At 69.1% G+C, this 16,090-nt stretch carries 20 protein-coding genes and 5 pseudogenes; 11 read left to right on the top strand and 14 right to left on the bottom strand.

Features of this window, described 5'->3' with window-relative positions:
- The 4 genes from ACIO9K_RS36360 to ACIO9K_RS36345 form a co-directional block, all read right to left on the bottom strand.
- Positions 1-856 (bottom strand): transposase (locus ACIO9K_RS36360; protein ID WP_400336147.1); only part of this gene is annotated, 856 nt, incomplete at its 3' end.
- 14 nt (positions 857-870) lie between these two features.
- A complete protein-coding gene (locus ACIO9K_RS36355; RefSeq protein WP_400336143.1) occupies positions 871-1,536 on the bottom strand; it encodes an IS3 family transposase in 666 nt (221 codons plus the stop codon).
- Entirely contained in the window at positions 1,533-1,844 is a 312-nt protein-coding gene (locus ACIO9K_RS36350; protein WP_400336141.1) for a transposase, read from the bottom strand. The genes ACIO9K_RS36355 and ACIO9K_RS36350 overlap by 4 nt, the downstream gene beginning before the upstream one ends.
- Before the next feature lie 991 nt (positions 1,845-2,835).
- Positions 2,836-3,384 (bottom strand): SixA phosphatase family protein, encoded by a 549-nt coding sequence (locus ACIO9K_RS36345; RefSeq protein WP_400336139.1) that lies wholly within the window; start codon positions 3,382-3,384, stop codon positions 2,836-2,838.
- 138 nt (positions 3,385-3,522) lie between these two features.
- On the opposite strand from ACIO9K_RS36345, the gene ACIO9K_RS36340 reads away from it, so the two are divergent.
- The 6 genes and pseudogenes from ACIO9K_RS36340 (at position 3,523) to ACIO9K_RS36315 (ending at position 5,972) form a co-directional block, all read left to right on the top strand.
- The gene (locus tag ACIO9K_RS36340; RefSeq protein WP_363623773.1) at positions 3,523-3,873 is read left to right on the top strand and encodes a metalloregulator ArsR/SmtB family transcription factor; all 351 of its coding nucleotides are present in this window, start codon (positions 3,523-3,525) and stop codon (positions 3,871-3,873) included.
- Positions 3,873-4,331: an SRPBCC family protein gene (locus ACIO9K_RS36335; protein WP_363587086.1), complete on the top strand. Its 459-nt coding sequence runs from the start codon at positions 3,873-3,875 to the stop codon at positions 4,329-4,331. The genes ACIO9K_RS36340 and ACIO9K_RS36335 overlap by 1 nt, the downstream gene beginning before the upstream one ends.
- A pseudogene (locus tag ACIO9K_RS36330) lies at positions 4,328-4,741 on the top strand (MFS transporter); the annotation flags it as partial. The gene ACIO9K_RS36335 and the pseudogene ACIO9K_RS36330, both read left to right, overlap by 4 nt.
- A 16-nt stretch (positions 4,742-4,757) precedes the next feature.
- A pseudogene (locus ACIO9K_RS36325) lies at positions 4,758-4,874 on the top strand (hypothetical protein); the annotation flags it as partial.
- Between the two features lie 37 nt (positions 4,875-4,911).
- Positions 4,912-5,436 (top strand): MFS transporter, encoded by a 525-nt coding sequence (locus ACIO9K_RS36320; protein ID WP_400336137.1) that lies wholly within the window; start codon positions 4,912-4,914, stop codon positions 5,434-5,436.
- Between the two features lie 17 nt (positions 5,437-5,453).
- Positions 5,454-5,972, top strand: coding sequence for a pyridoxamine 5'-phosphate oxidase family protein (locus tag ACIO9K_RS36315; protein WP_400336135.1), 519 nt, complete (start codon positions 5,454-5,456; stop codon positions 5,970-5,972).
- Between the two features lie 43 nt (positions 5,973-6,015).
- Here ACIO9K_RS36315 and ACIO9K_RS36310 read toward each other — a convergent pair.
- A pseudogene (locus ACIO9K_RS36310) lies at positions 6,016-6,235 on the bottom strand (Tn3 family transposase); the annotation flags it as partial.
- Positions 6,236-6,389: 154 nt separating this feature from the next.
- Here ACIO9K_RS36310 and ACIO9K_RS36305 point away from each other — a divergent pair.
- Positions 6,390-6,863: a hypothetical protein gene (locus tag ACIO9K_RS36305; protein ID WP_400336133.1), complete on the top strand. Its 474-nt coding sequence runs from the start codon at positions 6,390-6,392 to the stop codon at positions 6,861-6,863.
- A 16-nt stretch (positions 6,864-6,879) separates the two neighbouring features.
- Here the strand turns inward: ACIO9K_RS36305 and ACIO9K_RS36300 are convergent, their stop codons facing one another.
- Positions 6,880-8,946 (bottom strand): tyrosine-type recombinase/integrase, encoded by a 2,067-nt coding sequence (locus ACIO9K_RS36300; RefSeq protein WP_400336131.1) that lies wholly within the window; start codon positions 8,944-8,946, stop codon positions 6,880-6,882.
- A gap of 26 nt (positions 8,947-8,972) precedes the next feature.
- Positions 8,973-9,224 (bottom strand): tyrosine-type recombinase/integrase, encoded by a 252-nt coding sequence (locus ACIO9K_RS36295; protein WP_400336129.1) that lies wholly within the window; start codon positions 9,222-9,224, stop codon positions 8,973-8,975.
- Between the two features lie 114 nt (positions 9,225-9,338).
- On the opposite strand from ACIO9K_RS36295, the gene ACIO9K_RS36290 reads away from it, so the two are divergent.
- Positions 9,339-9,860 (top strand): NUDIX hydrolase, encoded by a 522-nt coding sequence (locus ACIO9K_RS36290; RefSeq protein ID WP_400336127.1) that lies wholly within the window; start codon positions 9,339-9,341, stop codon positions 9,858-9,860.
- A gap of 37 nt (positions 9,861-9,897) precedes the next feature.
- Here ACIO9K_RS36290 and ACIO9K_RS36285 read toward each other — a convergent pair whose 3' ends face one another.
- The 3 genes from ACIO9K_RS36285 to ACIO9K_RS36275 are packed head-to-tail and all read right to left on the bottom strand — an operon-like array spanning position 9,898 to position 10,987.
- A complete protein-coding gene (locus tag ACIO9K_RS36285) occupies positions 9,898-10,359 on the bottom strand; it encodes a hypothetical protein (protein WP_400336125.1) in 462 nt (153 codons plus the stop codon).
- A complete protein-coding gene (locus tag ACIO9K_RS36280; RefSeq protein ID WP_400336123.1) occupies positions 10,356-10,709 on the bottom strand; it encodes a hypothetical protein in 354 nt (117 codons plus the stop codon). The genes ACIO9K_RS36285 and ACIO9K_RS36280 overlap by 4 nt, the downstream gene beginning before the upstream one ends.
- Positions 10,703-10,987 (bottom strand): hypothetical protein, encoded by a 285-nt coding sequence (locus tag ACIO9K_RS36275; RefSeq protein WP_400336121.1) that lies wholly within the window; start codon positions 10,985-10,987, stop codon positions 10,703-10,705. The genes ACIO9K_RS36280 and ACIO9K_RS36275 overlap by 7 nt, the downstream gene beginning before the upstream one ends.
- 20 nt (positions 10,988-11,007) lie before the next feature.
- On the opposite strand from ACIO9K_RS36275, the gene ACIO9K_RS36270 reads away from it, so the two are divergent.
- Both ACIO9K_RS36270 and ACIO9K_RS36265 read left to right on the top strand, forming a co-directional pair.
- The gene (locus ACIO9K_RS36270) at positions 11,008-11,604 is read left to right on the top strand and encodes a winged helix-turn-helix domain-containing protein (RefSeq protein WP_400336119.1); all 597 of its coding nucleotides are present in this window, start codon (positions 11,008-11,010) and stop codon (positions 11,602-11,604) included.
- Positions 11,580-12,089 (top strand): annotated as a pseudogene (locus ACIO9K_RS36265) (transposase); the annotation flags it as partial. The gene ACIO9K_RS36270 and the pseudogene ACIO9K_RS36265, both read left to right, overlap by 25 nt.
- A gap of 31 nt (positions 12,090-12,120) precedes the next feature.
- Here ACIO9K_RS36265 and ACIO9K_RS36260 read toward each other — a convergent pair.
- The 3 genes and pseudogenes from ACIO9K_RS36260 to ACIO9K_RS36250 all read right to left on the bottom strand — a co-directional run bounded on the left by ACIO9K_RS36260 (position 12,121) and on the right by ACIO9K_RS36250 (position 14,110).
- A complete protein-coding gene (locus ACIO9K_RS36260; RefSeq protein WP_400336117.1) occupies positions 12,121-13,116 on the bottom strand; it encodes a tyrosine-type recombinase/integrase in 996 nt (331 codons plus the stop codon).
- A 98-nt stretch (positions 13,117-13,214) separates the two neighbouring features.
- A pseudogene (locus ACIO9K_RS36255) lies at positions 13,215-13,376 on the bottom strand (Tn3 family transposase); the annotation flags it as partial.
- Between the two features lie 8 nt (positions 13,377-13,384).
- Complete coding sequence (locus ACIO9K_RS36250; RefSeq protein WP_400336115.1) at positions 13,385-14,110, bottom strand: TetR/AcrR family transcriptional regulator; 726 nt, start codon at positions 14,108-14,110, stop codon at positions 13,385-13,387.
- Between the two features lie 95 nt (positions 14,111-14,205).
- Here ACIO9K_RS36250 and ACIO9K_RS36245 point away from each other — a divergent pair, with 95 nt between their 5' ends.
- Positions 14,206-15,330 carry an FAD-dependent oxidoreductase gene (locus ACIO9K_RS36245; RefSeq protein ID WP_400336113.1) on the top strand — a complete coding sequence of 375 codons (1,125 nt, stop codon included), beginning with the start codon at positions 14,206-14,208 and terminating at the stop codon, positions 15,328-15,330.
- Positions 15,331-15,620: 290 nt separating this feature from the next.
- On the opposite strand, the gene ACIO9K_RS36240 is transcribed toward ACIO9K_RS36245, so the two are convergent.
- Complete coding sequence (locus ACIO9K_RS36240; protein WP_363623778.1) at positions 15,621-16,061, bottom strand: hypothetical protein; 441 nt, start codon at positions 16,059-16,061, stop codon at positions 15,621-15,623.
- Positions 16,062-16,090: the final 29 nt, after the last annotated feature.

The following is a 16,090-nucleotide window of genomic DNA, read 5'->3' as shown; positions in this document are numbered from 1 at the left end:
CGGACCGGTTCGCCCCGATGATCAGATCGCCTTCCCAGTGGCCCGCGACGGCCCGGGTCTCGACCTCGGCGGGACGCTCGCTGATCATCACGTCGGGCGTGACGTGACCGGCCGCCTTCCTGCGGGCGCGGGAGCGAGGAACCCGCAGGGCACGCCCTGTCCGCAGGCACGTGACCAGCTCACGGTCGAGCGAGCCGCGGCCCTGGACGTAGAGGGCCTGGTAGATCGCCTCGTGCGAGATCCGCATGGACTCGTCATCGGGGTGGTCGATCGGCAGCCGTTTGGCTATCTGTTCCGGACTCCACGCCGTCGTCCAACGCCGGTCCTGACGGCGGGGCTTGTTCCGTCCCTTCCACTGCTCGGTCGTGGGACCAGCCACCGTCTTGCCGTCCGGCGCCTGGATCACGCCGGCCAGCCGGTCCCGGACATACTCACGCAGCCGCTCGTCGGTCGCGAGCTTGGCCGTCTTCGGCCGGCGAGCGGCCAGCTCGGCCTTCCACTGCGCGATCGAGGCCCGGTAGTCGAGTTGCCCGCACCGAGTGGCCGCGTTGCGTCGCAGCTCACGGGAGATCGTCGACAGAGACCGCCCCAGCCTGCGGGCGATCTCCCTCACGCCGGCGTCCTGGGCCCTCAACAGGGAGATCTCCTCGCGCTCGGCGAACGACAGATACCGGCCTGACAATGGGCTGAGCTGGATTGAAGGCATCCCGCCACGATCGCGGAACCACCGCGAACCGACGGGCCCGGACGCCCCGCATGCCAGCGCGGCATCCTCGCTCGTGAGCCCCTCGGCGATCTTCAACCAGAACGCGCGTTCCACGTCCCGACGCACCGGTGGCCGACCCGGCGAACGCATCGCCGGACGCCCCGTCACCTTCGTTGTCCACCCCACAGGCCGCCCCACCCGACACCTCCACGATCGAGGTGTTGCGACGACCGGTTGAACCCACCTTGGCTCCCCCTGTCGCTGTGGTGGATCAGACCGGAGCCCTTGTTGATGCCCCGCCGCCACAGCGCCATCTCCAGCGCGTCCAGGGGCAGATCGGTGCGCATATGGGTGGCGAGCTGCCATCCGACGATCATCCGCGAGTACACGTCCAGCACGAACGCCACGTAGACCCAGCCGGCCCAGGTCCCCACGTAGGTCAGGTCGGCCACCCACAGCTGGTTCGGCCGGTGGGCGATGAAGGCGCGGTTGACCAGGTCCGGCGGCCTGGGAGCGGCCGGTTCGGGGACGGTGGTGCGGCGGCGCCGGCCGCGTATGACACCTTCGAGGCCGTCCTCGCGCATCAGCCGCTCAACCGTGCAGCGGGCCGCATGGATGCCCTCACGCCGCAGCTGGCGGTGGATCCGCCTGACCCCGTAGGTCCCGGCGGAGCCCTCGTGGACTGCGCGGATCCGCTCCAGCAGCACCTCGTCCCGCACCGATCGGGCGGAACGCGGCCGGGAGCGGCGGGCGAAGTAGGCGGAGACGGACAGATCGAGTTCCCGGCACACGGGCTCGACCCCGAAGTCCTCGCGCAGGTGGTCGATCACCGCGTCGGCTTCGTGCGGGGCCGGTCGAGCTCCTTCGCGAAAAACACGGAGGCGGCCTTGAGGATCTCCACCGATCGCTTCAGCTCGGCATTCTCCTTGCGGAGTTGCGCGATCTCGGCTTTCTCGGCGCTCGTCAGCAGGTCGGACCGTTCACCCTGGTCGGCCTCGGCCTGGCGCACCCAGTTGCGCAGGGCCTCCTTGTGGATGCCCAGGTCACGAGCGACGTACGCGACCGGACGTCCGGAGGATCGGACCTCGCGGACCGCACGCTCGCGGAGCTCGTCGGGGTACTTACGTGGAGCAGGCATCGGACCTGTGTTCTCCCATCTGCCAGGGCGATCATGCCTGGCTTCAGGGCCTCTACAAAATCCGGTTCAGCTCAGACGGCCGGCGGCCCTGACACCGGCCATGGGGCGCCCGGCCACCGGTGTGTGACCGCCACGGTGGCCGGGCTCTGAACCCCGGTGGCACGGGTCCGGACGATGAAGAGGGGGATGTCCACCGTCCGAACCACGCTCTCGACCACCGGTCCTCTTCTCACCCCGATCCGCCCCCGCAAACCACCAGGCATCGCAGAAAGCCACCGGCAGTGGCGACGACGTCCAGGGCGTGCTCGGAGAACACCCTGCCCTGGGCGTCCCGCTCGGGGCGCAGCGCGGACAGCTTCGCCCCGGCTGGGGCGGGGCGGTGGCCTCGCGGCGCCCGGTCGCGGTCAGGGTCCACAGCTTGCGGTTGTCCGGCAGGCGCAGATCCTCCCGCACCCTCCCCGCGGCCTCCAGGTCGACCACGGCGTCGCGGGTCGCCCGATCGTTGCGCTGTCCCGGCAGGACCAGATGCCGCAGCTCCCGCCCGGTGGCGCGCCGGAACAGGCCATGGCCGGGCTTGTGGACGCTGGCCCATCGCGGCGGCCTGGGTGTCCAGGCCCTCACCGTCTGGGTCTTTCGCACCGAGGCGGACACGCTGGAGACTGGCTCGGCAGGAACGCAGCCTCGCCGGTCTTCCTCGGTCTGCCGACGATTCGACAGCATCGCAGCCCCCGCCGTGCAGTGAGGCTCAGCACGGCACGCCTGCGACGCTGTCGTCCAGGCACGACGGCGTCGGGCCCTGAGTCCTGTCCGACAAATGACCAGACAAATGAGCAGTTGAACACCTCATCGGACAGACGTCGACCGCCGGATGTCGCTGGCGACGAGGTCACCGGGCGGTCTGGAACCGGTAGACCTTCCGGCCGCCGGCGGGCCCGGCCAGGGTTGTGGGGCGGGGGACGCCGGACGCACCGACGCCTCGAGGTGCACCGTCTCAACTCTGCGACGGCGTCCAGAACGCGGTGATCCTCGCGGCTCCGGGCCCGATCCTCTGCCAGGAACCGTCGAACTCGAGGACGGCCACGGAGGCGGTCGGGAACCCAGACTCCTCCACCCGCCGCGAGAGGTCGCCGTCGGCCGTTCCGACGAGGAGCCGGACCAGCTCGGACAGGCTCGGATCGTGTCCGACGACGACCAGGTCGCCCACGTCGTCCGAACTCCCCCGCACCATCGCGGCCAGCTCGCCGATCCCCGCTTCCCCCCGATGGATCTCCACACTGAGGTCGTAGAGCCCCTGCTCGTGGACCGTCTCGGGGAGCCGCGGCAACGCGGCGCCCACGCGTTCCCAGGTCTCCCTGGTCCGGCGGGCGCCGGACACCCGCGCGAGATCGGGCGTGATGCCGGAACCCGCGAGCCATCGTCCGGCCCGGGACGCCTCCTCCCGCCCCCACTCGTCGAGACGCCGTTCCCTGTCGACCGCCGTCTCCCGTTCGGCCTGCGCATGACGGATCAGGACGAGCCTCCGGCCGGTACCCACGATCACGTTGACCTCCCCCTGTCCGCGGGCCGTGGCGCCGCCCGGCGGAATCGCTTGATCCTTTGCATCCGAACACTATCCGGCGCGAGTTACGCAGCAAGGAAGTACTTGACTGTAAATATGTGCCGACTCATAGTTAAGTACATGCCTAACTATGCTGGATCGCTGGACCGGGTGTTCCAGGCGCTGGCGGATGGAACGCGCCGGGCGATGGTGCAGCGCCTGATCCGTGGGCCTGCGCCGGTCAGCGAACTGGCCAGGCCACTGGAGATGTCGCTACCGGCGGTCATGCAACACATCCAGGTGCTGGAAGCGTGCGGGCTGGTCAGATCCGAGAAGGTCGGCCGCGTCCGCACCTGCCGCATCGAGCCGGAGGTACTGCGGACGGCCGAGGACTGGCTTGCCGAGCAGCGCACGTCCTGGGAATGGCGCCTGGACCGGCTCGGCGACTACCTGCTCGATGATCCCGGCACACCGGAGCAAGGGAACTTGTGATGATCGACCGTTCTGTCACGCACGCCACGTTCACCCTCGAACGCCTCTACCCGGCCACGGCGGCCCGGGTGTTCGCGGCATGGGCCAACCCGAAGGCGAAGGCCCGCTGGTTCTCCACCCCCGACGCGGAGCATGAACTGGACTTCCGGGTCGGGGGCCGGGAGGTCAACCGCAGCCACCCGGACAACGGCCTGTCGATGACGTTTGAATCGTTGTACCGCGACATCGTCCGGGACGAGCGCATCGTCTACACCTCCGTGTTGCACGTGGAAGACGACCTGGCGACGGTATCGCTGACGACCGTGGCGTTCTGCCCGGCCGATGGGGGCACCCGGCTGGTCCTCACCGAGCAGGGCGCCTTCCTCGACGGCCGGGAGGAGCCCTCCTGGCGGAAGCACGGCACGGGCGACTGGCTTGACGCGCTGGGCGTCGAGCTGGGTACGGGAGGGCGCGAGTGAGCCCGCGGGCGGCCGCCTTGAGGTGGCGGGCGCTGGTGTTGCCGGGCACGGCGTTCTTCGTGACCATCCTGGACGGGACCAGCTTGCTCACCGCCCTGCCGGCCGTCGAGCGGGAGTTTCGGGTGCACGGCACCGCCGTCCACTGGGCGGTCACGGCCTACGCGCTGGCCTTTGCCGGCCTGCTGCTGCTGTGCGGCCGCGCCGCGGATCTGCTCGGCCGCCGCAGGGTCTTCCTGGCCGGGATGTCGCTGCGCGTGTTGGCCTCGTTGGGACGCGGGTTCGCCCCGACGGTCGAAGCCCCGGTTGCGGCCCGCGCTTTGCAGGGTGTGTCGGCCGCCATCATCGCCCCCGCAGCCTTGCCCATGGTGACGAACGCCTTCGCCGAAGGCAGCGAGCGGAACAGGGCACTGGGAATCTGGGGGTGGGATCAGAGGGTTCGGTGCCACCGCCGGGCTGCTGCTCGGCGGCCTGATCACCAGTACGCTCGGCTGGCAGTGGGTCTTCTGGACCGACGTCCCGGTCGGGGTGGTGGTGCTGATCCTCGCGCCGGTGATACTGCCTCACGGCCGGGGTGATGACCGTGGCGGCCGTCGTCGGCGCTCTGGTCTGCCAGCGGGTTGTGACCAGGATCGGCGTGCGTCCGGTCGCGACCGTCGACACTGCCCTGCTCGGTGGAGCCTGCCTGCTACTCACCCTGGTGGTGCCCGAGCACAGCTCACCGGAACTGCTGACATTTGCCCTGTTGGTCTTCGGGGCGGGCATGGGCACCGCCACCGTCTGTACGCAGATCACGGCGTTCACCGGTGTCGCTGAACGGCACTCCGGTCTGGCCGCCGGACTCGCCGATACCTGCTTCGCGGTTGGTACCGCCCTCGGCGTAGCCATCGCCGGCAGCGTTGTCGCCGCGCAGGCACCCACGCCTGGGATCGCCGCGCCGCAGACGCTGGTTCCCGGTCATCAGGCCGCGTTCGCCGTGATCGGCCTCGTCGCGGCAGTGGGCGTGGTCATCGCTCCGGCCGTGCTCGGCAAGCGATCGGCACCGGTCACCAGAGAGACCGCGGCGCCTCCCGTCGACCAGATCGTGACCGACCCCATTTCCAACTGACCCATTGAGGAGCTTCCATGTCAGACCGTGACCCGGTCGCCGAGATCGGACCCTTCAGCGACTCAGGCGCCGACGCGACCCCCTGGCCGACCGCACTGCGTGAGCTGGAGCAGGCGCGACTGTTCTGGCTGTCCACCGTCCGGCCCGACAGCCGGCCCCACGTGACACCGTTGCTGGCCGTCTGGACCGGCGGCGCCCTGTACTTCGCCACCGGTGACCAAGAGCGCAAGACGCGTAACCTCCACGCGAACGACCACTGCGTCATGACGACCGGCACGAACGTCCTCGACGGTATCGACATCACCATCGAGGGACGTGCCGAGTTGGTGTGCGATCCGGCTGAACGCAGCACCACCGCCGACGCCTACGAGAGCAAGTACGGCGACCTGCTGACGAGCCCGGACGGCACCTGGCACGGCCTCGGTGGCACCATCCGCTCCGGCAAGGTCCTGCTGTACCGCATCGACCCGGAGGCCGGATTCGCCTTCGGCAAGGGCGAGACGTACAGCCAGACCCGCTACCGCTTTCAACACTGACCGCTGACTCCGCGGGCGCGTGTCAGACGGCCGAGCGCTGGCCCGTGAACCCGCGCAGGATCACCTCGGTGGACGCGGTACGGGTCCGGATCGCGGTCGCGTACTTGACTATCTGATCGTGCTGCTGGGTGATGAGTTCCCAGCGGATCGGGCGGGTCGGCGCCGGGGCCAGCTGCGGGTAGGCGTCCGGCTCGCCGGCCCGGCCGGTACAGCTTCACCTTGTTGATCCGCTTGGTCCTCGGCAGCAGATCAAAGTTCAACAGCCTCGTGACGCCGAACCCGATTTCCGACTTTATGTGGACAGTTCAAGTTGATCTTCCTTCGGCTTGCCGCTCGGGGCGTTGGCGGTGTTGGTGCGGGCCGGAGAAGCCGCGCGCATAGAGTGAGATCTTCGATGGAGTGGCAGGGGTGGAGGCCGTGGAAATCACCGTCCAGTGGATACGGACGTCCTGGACGAAGCAGTCCCGCGGAGGAGAGGCTGCCGCCCGTAGGAACGCGGCCCCGGTCGGCTTCACTGTCCCGTATATGCCGCCCTCGTTTGCGCACGTGGTCCGCATGCATGAGCGAGACGGCTTCGAGCCCCATGGCGTCGAGGAAGACCTGCGCAAGGTCGACGTCCAGCTTCGCGAAGCCGACGGCCGACTGCGCGTCCTTCCCCGAGTGCAGCCCCTGTTCGCCATCCCACCTCGGCCGCGACGGCCCCCAGCTGTGCGCCTTGCCTCCGGCCAGTGGGTCCGCTGGCAGCTCAACTACCGTTTCAGCAGCGCGGCGGGTGTGCGGGGCTGGTCGTACTGGCTGGACACCTTCAACATCGCCTATGGCCCGGTGGATGCCGACGTGTTCTTGTCGGATCCCACTGTCCACGTTGACGAGCAAGGACCGCTCCGGTAGCTCAGCCATGGGGTAATCACGCACTGGAGCCGTCCTCCTCTGCTTCCGCGTTGACCGGCTGACTGAGGTCGGCCAGGAGTCTTTCGATGCGTTCGCTGGTGCAGCGGTGGCGTTCGACCTCGCGGTCCCAGCCGCGTTCGGCCGCGTCGCGGGCGAGGGTCAGCTCGACCTCGCGCCGTGCCCGCAGTCGTGGTGCGTACTCGGGCGTGGTGACGAACTTTGCGCAGGTCAGGTAGAGGTCGCATTCGCAGGGGCCTTCGGCGGGGAGCCGGAGGCAGCGGCCGAGTTCGAGTTCGGTCTTGAAGAAGTTGGTCTTGAGCCAGTCGACCGACGCATCCGGCAACGTGCCGTTGCGCAGTTCGTCGGCGGCAGGGCCAGCGATGGTGGCGCCGGGGCCGAGCACGGCCTGGTAGTCGCGCAGGACTTCCTGGTCGCTGATCTGCGCGTAGACGAGGGCCATGTTCACGGAGGTGTGCCCGAGGACCTTCATGATGGTGTGGAGTTTCGCGCCGCGTTCGGCGAGCTGGGTGCCGACGGTGTGGCGGAAGCGGTGGGCCGAGACGGTGCCGCGGCCGGTGCCGCCACGGCCGCCGGGGCGGACGAGGCCGGCGGTCTTGCAGGCGGCCTGGATCGGGGTCTCGAACAGGTAGTACGTCGACAGCAGCTTGCCGTGGCTCATGAACAGGTAGCGGATCTCCTCGCCGGTCCGCTCGTCGGTGAACGGCTGCTCCGGTGCGTGTCTGCGCAGGTCGATGACCTTCTGCAGGGCCTCGGCGGCGTCCTCGTGCAGCGGAACGACGCGCTCTTGGTAGGTTTTGCGGCCGGACAGGCGGAGCCGCGGGGTTCCGTCGGGGTAGCGGTCCAGGCAGTCCAGCGGCAGGCGCTGGATCTCGGTGCGGCGGGCTCCGGACCAGCGGGCGACCAGCAGGGCGGCTCGCTGGAACGGGCAGGCGATCGCGTCGATGGCGGGCATCAGCCGGTCGAGGTCCTGGTCGGGGATGAACCGCGGCACCTTCTCGGTGTACTTCGGTGCGTCGCCGGCGCCGATGATGGTGTGGCCTGGCACGTCGTCGTACTGCCAGAGCGCGGTGTCACGGAAGAACTGCGACAGCCCGGAGATCCGCTGGATCCGTGACATGACGCCCAGCGGTTTGCCCGTGGTCGGGGCCGGGGCCTCGGCGATGTGTCCGATCCAGTCCAGGCAGTGCTGACGTCTGACGTCGGCGAAGGTCGTGATGTCGGGGTGCTGTTCGCCGAGCCACTGCCCGAAGACCCGGACCGCGAGCTCCAGCTTCTCCACCGTCGAGGGTGCGTCGGTCAGTCTGCGGGCCGCGAGCCACTTCTCCGCGACGGCCTGCATCCGGGGAGGCAGGGCCAGGGGCGGTTTCCACGACGGCATCAGCTTGCGTGGCTGGACGGCGACCTGGCCTCGGTGGAAGAGCACCACCTCCAGCTGGTGCAGGTGCGTGATCCAGCACCTGGCCGGGCCCTCGTAGAACTGCTCGGCTGAGGGGTAGAAGGCCCCGAACTCTGGATTCTTCGGGAAGAGCCGGATGGCTTCGAGGACCTCGGCGATGTGCTCGCCGGTGATGTCGGCGACGTCGGTCAGGCCGTTGCGGAGCACGATCCGGGCCACCGACCAGTGCATCGCCTGCTTTGCCGCCGGTCCGCTGTAGCCGAGGGCGATCGCCTCCTCGACCAGCGCTGTGGTGCCCAGGTCGATCCCGGCGAGCGTGGCCTGGTCGTGAACATGCAACTGGCCGACAGCGAACATCCACGGGTAGTCGAACGTCGCATATCCGCGCAGGCCGAGGTAGGTGAGGTAGGGCCGGGCCTTGTGCGAGGCGGGAAACGACGGGGAGTGGAAGGACTCGCCGGGCAGTCGGCCCACCCGGTCGGCCAGCGGCTCAGCGAACCACGCGGACAGGTCCGGCCACCGTTCGCGAAAGGCCCGGTAGAAGCGGAGTTTGGCGTTGAGGTAGTGGTGGTTGAAGCCGTCCTGAGCGCGGACGAATCGCACGTACTCATGGTCGGGGCAGTGTTGGGGGCTCTGTCGGCGGACCAGGTCCGGGCTGGCAGCCATGGCCGCAGTGGAGATCGGGCCACCCCTCATGAAGTGGCCTCCCGCGGCTTGCCCGGGGTGTCCAGGGCCCGGTGGTAGTCGGCGACGACGGCAGGGTCGGAGACCCGGGTGTAAAGACGCGTCGACTCCGGCGAGGCGTGACCGAGTCGCTTCTGCAGCGTCAACTCTCGCATTCCGCCCTCCCACATGCGGGTCGCGTGGGTGTGACGTGTGTCCGCAGAGGCCGTGTGCGGATGACCTCGTGTCGCGATTGAGCAGGCCAGGTGTCGAGGCCGCATTCGCGACGCAGATCGTCGGGCGTGTTGCTTTCCACGGGGTTTCCTGTGATGCGGATCACTCGCTGCTGGTGCTCGTGGGGCCGTGTTGTCAGTGGGGGCTGAGATCGTGCCTCCGTGAGTGAACTGGTTGAGCATGTCGATGAGGATGACCGCGTGTTGGGGATAGTCGAGCGAGACGAGGCGGTGCGCGAGAACTGGCCGCATCGCATTGCAACGACGATCTGCCGTGATCAGGCAGGGCGGATCTTGGTGCTGCGGCGGTCCGAGACGATGTCCCGGTTCCCGGGCTACTACGACGTGATGGTCGGTGGCGCCGTGAACGTGGGCGAGTCGTATGAGGAAGCCGCGGCCCGGGAACTGTCCGAAGAGCTGGGCGTTCGTGTGCCCGTGCGCTTCATGTTCAAGTTCCTTTGCCGGCTGGGGATTAGCCCCGTGTGGTTTGGGGTGCATGAGGCTGTCGTGGCGGAACCCCTGGTCCCGGACCCGGGTGAGATCGGCTGGCTGGACTGGCTGACGTTGGACGAACTGCGCGACGTGATTGATCAATGGTGCTTCGTTCCGGGAGGGCGGGAAGCTCTGCGTCGATACCTGGAGTCCGGATCCGGCAGCGGTGCGGGCGAACTGGCAGCTGGGTGATCGACGGTGCGGGCGGCCTCGGTCCAGGGCGGGCATTTCAGCTGCAGGACCCGATCACCGTGGTTCGTGGTGCTGGAAGCCGCCTGACTTGGGTGGTTCCAGCGGAGGCTTCGCGGAGCCGGACGATCTCTTCGTGTTGCGCGGCGAGGCGAGCCAGGGACTGGGAGCGGAAGTCGGTGAGCTCGTCGATCGTCTCCTCAGACGGGGCAATCCGGGCTTTGAGCTTGGCGTTCTCTGCCTTGAGGCGGGCGATCTGGGCTTCGCGGGGGTCGGGGATGTCGCCGGCATCTTGGAGGGCCCGCAGGCGTTGTTCGAAATCGACGCGGAGGTGAGCGTAGGGGCGGGTGCCGTAGAACGAGGTGCGGTCGACGGCTGCCTCGCTGGCCAGGGTCTTGATGTCGCATCGGCCGCCGGTGGGGATCTCGCCGCGCAGGAGCCGGTCCATGGCGGCCCGGATGCGGTTCTCGTTCTCGGCGCGCTGGACTGCGGTGATCCTCATGCGGAGTCCTTGTCGGATGGGTCGGTGGCGGCTGCGTCGATCTCGGCGACGACTCGAAGGGCCCGGTCGTAGTCGCTTCGCAGGCGGGCGTGTTCGGTCTTGCGGGTCTTGCCCAGGTCGCCGAGGAACGTCTTCGCGCGTTCGGCGTGTTCGGTCCAGACGGGCCGGTGGCAGGGGTGGTGGGTGGCCTGCGGGCAGCGGGCGGAGTCACACATCCCGATCAGTGGCCGGTCGGCGGTGGGGGTTCCGGCGAGTTTGAGGCAGAGTGCGCGGGAGGGGTCGGTGAACCAGCAGAAGTTCGCCGGGCCGATGTGCAGGGTCTTGGCGCGCTTGGTCAGCAGGTTCAGCACGTCCCTGTCACTGCGCCGGGTCCGCGGCGCCGCTGCTGCGGCGGTTCGAGCTTCTCGTCGACGCTGGCGAAGAACTCGGTGAGGCTGCGGGCGCCTGGGCCGGCGGGCAGGATGCCCTGCTGGTAGTTGCGGAACTCGGCCAGGACCAGGTCCAGGTTGCGCTCGCTCTCGTACTTGTTGACCTCGGCCAGCAGTTCGGCCTGGGCCCCGCCGGGGCGCGATACTGCCCTCGGCGCTTCAAGGTGATTGGCCTGTTTGTGTAGCTGACTGACAGTCATTTGTGCGCTATGCCGTTGGTATGCGCTATGCGGATGGGGGCGGGCTGACGGCGAAGGCACGTCAGTGTCGAGAGGCGGTGCGGCTGGAGGCCGCCGCGTTGTTCGACGAAGGTGTCCCGCCGAGGGAGGTTGCCCGCAGGCTGCGGGTGACCGCGAAATCGGCCTACCAGTGGCACCGGGCCTGGCGGGAGGACGGGGTCGGGGCGCTGGCTTCACGGGGACCGGGTGGGCGGCGGTGCAAGCTGTCGGCGCGGTGCCGGGAGAAGCTGGCCGAATACCTCGGGCAGGGGCCGGCCGTGCACGGCTGGGACGAGGACCAGGTGTGGACCGGTGCGCGGGTGGCGACGCTGATCGGCCGCAGGTTCCACGTGTCCTACAGCGTCTCGGGGGCCACCCGGCTGATGCGTCGGCTCGGCTTCACCCCGCAGGTTCCCGCGCGCCGGGCCGCTGAACGCGACGAGCAGGTCGTGGCCGCGTGGAGGGAGGCGACCTGGGCGGAGGTAAAAGCGCCCGGGCGGCCTGCGACGGCTGGCTCTGCTTCGAGGACGAAGCCGGGTTCACCCGCAGGCCGCCCAAAGGACGCACCTGGGGACGTCGCGGCATCACCCCGGTCGTGAAGGTGAGCGGCAGCCGCTCGGGGAGGATCTCCATCGCCGGGCTGATCGCGATGCGCCCGGGCTCGCGGACCCGCTTGTGCCACAGGCTGCGGCGCCACACCGGGCGCAAGGGTGAACGCCGCAGCCTGTCCGAGCGCGACTACATCGGGCTGATCGACGGGGTCCATCAGTTGGTCAAGGCGCCGATCGTGCTGGTGTGGGACCGGCTGAACACCCACGTCTCCCACGCCATGCGCGACCTGATCGACGCGCGGGACTGGCTGACGGTGTTCGTGCTGCCCGCATACGCACCCGAGCTGAACGCGGTCGAGTACCTGTGGGCCCACGTCAAACGAAGTCTGGCGAACCTCGCCAGTGTCGCCCTCGACCGGCTCGAAGCCCTCGTCCGCAACCGCCTCAAACGACTGCAGTACCGCTCCGACATCCTCGACGGCTTCCTCAGCGGAACCGGACTCTCCCTCGACCTCCCACCGCCATCACCTTGAAACGCCGAGGTCAGTAATCGCCACACGGGAGCTAAGCAGAGACAATGTGGCGCCATTGATGGGGCGTCACCCAGGGCTCGCGGATCCCGGCGCGGGCGCAGGCCCGGGAGAACATCCGCACCAGCCCGTCGTAGCCGAGAGCTTCCAGGCGCCGGGTGCCGCGGCCGCCGATCAGGAACACGAGCCGGCTGTCGGCGTCCTGCGGGCGCTCGTTCATCACGTAGGCGCTGACCGTGGCCAGGGTCTCCGCCTCGTGCAGGTCGACGACCCGCTCGAACCGGGACTTTGACCGGACGCCCTTGGGATGATCGTCACGGTGCCGGACGACCACTCGGCGCCGTCCGTAGGCCAGGACGTCCAGGTGCAGGCCGAGGACTTCGCCAGGCCGCAGACCACCGTGGAGCATCAGCAGCACGATCGCCCTGTCGCGCAACCCACGCAGTTGCGCGAGCAGCAACTGGACCTGGTCGTCGTCCAGGGGGCGCGGTACCCGCTGAACGGTCTTGACACGCACAGCCCACCGTACGGGGCGCTGCCGGCTGGCCCGTCCCATGAACGGGCGGTGGCGGTCGGAGACACGCTGCAGCGCAGGGCCCGGGCGCTTCTCGATCGGGTTGGCGCGCTCCAGCAGCCCCGCCAGGATCACGTACTCGTAGAACGAGGACACCGCGGCCAGGATCCGGTTCACGGTGCTCGCCACGAGCTTGGTGGCCGGGCCCTCGGCGTCCATCGTGACCACCGACAGCGTCATGCGGCGGCGCGGCCCGCGGGACGGCACCGACCGCAGGTACTCCAGCAGCGCGATCGCGTCCGGCGGCCCGAACCGCTCCCAGCTCAGATCCTTGCTTGCGAAGAAGCGCCACAGGTGCCGAAGGTCGTAGGCGTACGAGACGAGCGTGTTCGGCGAGCAGTCCCGGGCGCCGAGGAACCGTAGGAACCCCGCAACGACCTCGACCGGCACACCGTCCTCGTCGACCAGCTGGACCAAGGTCGAGCCGTCCTCGTGACGCTGCTGCTGTACCCGCACGGAAGCCCCCGGAGCCATCGCACCTGACGGCACGACCGGCCGCCCCCGCCCCTCAACGAGGGCCAAGGTGTCCAGGTAACTAAATGGCCGTGCGAGTCCGTGTAGTTGGCCTCCACGTCCATGGTGGTGCCGTGCCGCATCGTGCCCTCGATCATCGCAGCGACCTCGGAGGCGGTGCAGTTGATCAGCTGGGAGTGGATGGCCAGGGACTTCTTCTCCACGTGCCTTGTGATCGTCTCGGCGCCATGTGGCCACCGCACGCCGCGGGTCAACCGGATGTGGGCCGCAGATTGTTCATGAGCAGGCCGAGGACGAACTCGAAGCGGTCGTGTCCGGTGCCGGAGATCAGCTCGGCGGCATGGCGTCGAGTGTGCGGGAACTTCTCGGCGGGCAGTGCGGTGAAGCGGTCCAGCAACTCCTCGTGGCTGAGCACCCATTCGTGATCCTGGTGCCGGCGCCGTTGCCGGACCAGCGACTGCTCCAGTGCATAGGCGCTGACGTAGAGGGAGAGCGCGTCGCGGGCCCATCCGGCCGTCCTCGGTTCGATGCCGCCCGCGAGCAGGATCGCCAGGATTCCTTCGCCGACTCGCAGCGTTTCCAGGTTGGTCGGCACCATGGCCAGCGCGGCGCGCGAGATTCCAGGGTATTCCAGGTACAGGTCGCGGATCTGTGTGTACACCCCGAGCAGCTGCTCGCGCCAGGCGGCCGGGTCCGGTTCGGGGAGCATGACCTCGGCGTAGAGCCTGCCGATCAGCAGGTCGTCGATGTCGTCCTTGTTGACGATGTGCGCGTACAGCGACGACGGACCGGTGCCGAGCACGGCGGCGACCCGGCGGATGGTCAGCGCGTCATACCCCTCGGTGGCGACGACCTCCAGGGCGGCGTCGGTGATCCGTTCGACGGTGATCGGCTTCTTGCGTGGCGCCGACGCGGCGACCTCCGCTGCGGGTTGGGCGTGGCGAGCTGCGCGGCGTTGGCGGGGATCGGCGGACATGCCGACCACCATACCTTGACGCGATCTAAGTTCGGTGAGTAGAACTTAGATCGCCGAAACGAACTAAGTTCGTGCCGATGTTCCGGAGGTATGCGATGCGAGTTTCCGTTGTCGGAGCAGGCCTGGGAGGCCTGGCCCTCGCGCAGGGTCTGCGCGGTGCCGGGATCGAGGCCGACGTGTTCGAGCGCGACCCGGGGATCGCCGCACGATTCCAGGGCTACCGGCTCGTGCTGGACCCGATCGGTTTCCAGGCGGTGCGCGACTGCCTGCCGACGCGCTGGCACCCGCTGCTGGACGAGATCGTCATGGACGCCTCCGCCGAGCAGCTGATCCTGGACCCGCAGCTGAACGAGATCGGCAGGCTCGGCGCGGGCCGGACCGGCATCGTGGTCGACCGGCAGGTGCTGCGACACCTGTTGCTGACCGGCCTCACCGTGCACACCGATGCCGCGCTGACCGGCTACGACGTGCTGGCCGACGGCAATGTCCAAGCCCAGTTCGCCCGCCGCGACTCGGCCACCGCCGACCTGCTCGTCGGCGCGGACGGCGTCACCTCCGCGGTCCGCGGGGTGCTGTCGCCGCAGACCACCCCGACCGACACCGGCGTCCGGTTCGTCATCGGCCGCACCCCGCTGACCGACGAGTTCGCCGGCCTGTCCAAGGCATACGGCTCGAAGATCGCGGGCGACGGCGTCAGCCTGCTGCTCGGCGCGATGCGCTTCCGTACCCCGCCGAAGCAGGCCGCCGAGCAACTGGCCCCCGAAGTCACGCTGCCCGACATCGGCGACTACGTGCGCTGGGCCATGATCCTGCCGCCGAACGGCTCACCGGAGAACCTGACCGCGCAGGACACCGTGCTGTCCAGGATGGAAGGGTGGCACCCGCGGCTACGCACGCTGATCGAGCAGGCCGACCCGGACAACAGCACCCTGCTGTCCATCCGGGTGGTCAGGCCCGGTGAGCGCTGGGCGTCCGGCCCGGTCACGCTGCTCGGCGACGCGATCCACGCCACCTCCCCGACCGGCGGCAACGGCGCGAACACCGCACTGCGCGACGCCGACCTGCTGCGCCGCTGCCTGATCGAGGCACGCGAAGGCCGCCAGGATCTGCTCAGTGCGGTCGACGACTACGAGCGGCAGATGTTCGAGTACGGCGCCGAGGCCGTGCGCAGCAGTCTCGAGAAGCTGCCGGCCTTCGCCCCCGAAGCGAAACTGTCCTGAGGTCGAAATTCACCTTGCGCGATCAACCGGACCCGCCCGCTCGTGGACATCCTGATCCCCGCCAGCTGACGACGCGGCCGACTACTGGAGGCCAGCGACAAGATCGTTCGGCCGTTGGCAGCGCACGGTGGCGCGTCGGCCCCGCACGCGCGGGGGTGGCTCGCTCGGTTGGGTCGACCGCCGGTCGAGCAGTCGCAGCCCGTCACGCGCCCGTGGCTCAGCCTTTGTCAGGGCGGGTCGACGTGGGTCGACGGTTCGGCTCGACGCGAGTGTGCGCTGGTGGTCCCCGGTCAGCGGCGGCCGGTGGCCAGGATGACGAGGAACTGGCCGCCGCCCGGCTCGATGTCGGCGGTCACCGGCAGCCCCGGTGCCAGTCGGGAGAACCGGTCCACCAGCCAATCCGCCGCTTCCTGGGCGTCCTGCCTGGTCGGACAACGGCCCACCATCTCGCGGCCCCCCTTGCGCTCCAGCCTCGCGGCAACGGTGATCAGCGGCGCGGGTTCGGCCACGTACAGGCGGTCCGGCCAGGCGATGACCACCTTGACCGCGCCCTTGCGGGTGTTGCACCCGCGGTGCGCGAGCCGCTCGGCGACCTTGGCCTTCCGGTCGGCGGTCCGGCTGTCAACGCTGGGCCCCCTGGGGTCGTTCACCGACTTGTCGGGGTCGACCGGTTCGTCGCACACCCAGCATCGCCAGCCGTCGCGCTCAGCCACATCATCGAGGAGACTCACCCGGACAAACTAGCTTGCCCGGCCGCCAC

This window comes from Kitasatospora sp. NPDC087271 (genome assembly GCF_044744605.1).
Classification (GTDB): domain Bacteria; phylum Actinomycetota; class Actinomycetes; order Streptomycetales; family Streptomycetaceae; genus Kitasatospora.
The sequence above is the reverse complement of the archived record's forward strand: the minus strand, read 5'-3'. Positions and strand labels throughout refer to the sequence as shown.